The following is a 551-nucleotide window of genomic DNA, read 5'->3' as shown; positions in this document are numbered from 1 at the left end:
TAAATCACAATCCACGCAGTTTATTTTTAACTGCGGTTTTCCCCATACATTGATGCCGCAGCCTGTACAGCTGTATTTCAGACGATTTGTTTTCTTTCTTCTCCCCTGGTGCGTCATCAAGCAAATCCAGCTTTACGAGTTTTTCCCTAATTTCTGCTTCAACTGAATCGAAGCTAGGGGGCTCAAGTGTGTCTTCGACCTCGTGATAGATTTTGGGACATCCCAGTCCCCAAAATCGACTCGGCCTTTGACAACCTATTGGTGCCCCAGCCGTCCTGGTCACCCAGCACTACGCAACAACTTCGCAAGCTCGTTGCTGCTCCGTACTTGTCTCCCAATGACTGGACGCCGCGTTCGGATGCCTACTTTGCTTCCCCTCTGGCGCTATGCGCACGACGGGTAAGCAGTGCGGCCTCGCGGCTACTGGGGGCTACCAGCCTTCGCTTCGCTCTCCATGGCTGGCAGCGTTTGGATTGATTCTAAAACTTGTCGATCTTGAATAACATTAGAATTGGAACTGAGAATAGGCTTCTTCGGTTGGTTTCATAACA

General features: G+C 50.1%; 1 protein-coding gene. It reads left to right on the top strand.

What is annotated here, in order from left to right:
* Window positions 1-261: 261 nt before the first annotated feature.
* Window positions 262-477, top strand: a complete 216-nt coding sequence (locus ACOCD2_RS25605; protein ID WP_419626405.1) for a hypothetical protein — start codon at window positions 262-264, stop codon at window positions 475-477.
* Window positions 478-551 lie beyond the last annotated feature (74 nt).

This window comes from Thiolapillus sp. (assembly GCF_048562965.1).
GTDB classification, from domain to species: Bacteria; Pseudomonadota; Gammaproteobacteria; order Chromatiales; family Chromatiaceae; genus Thiolapillus; species Thiolapillus brandeum_A.
Note: the sequence above shows the minus strand (reverse complement) of the source record. Positions and strands in the feature narration are given on the sequence as shown.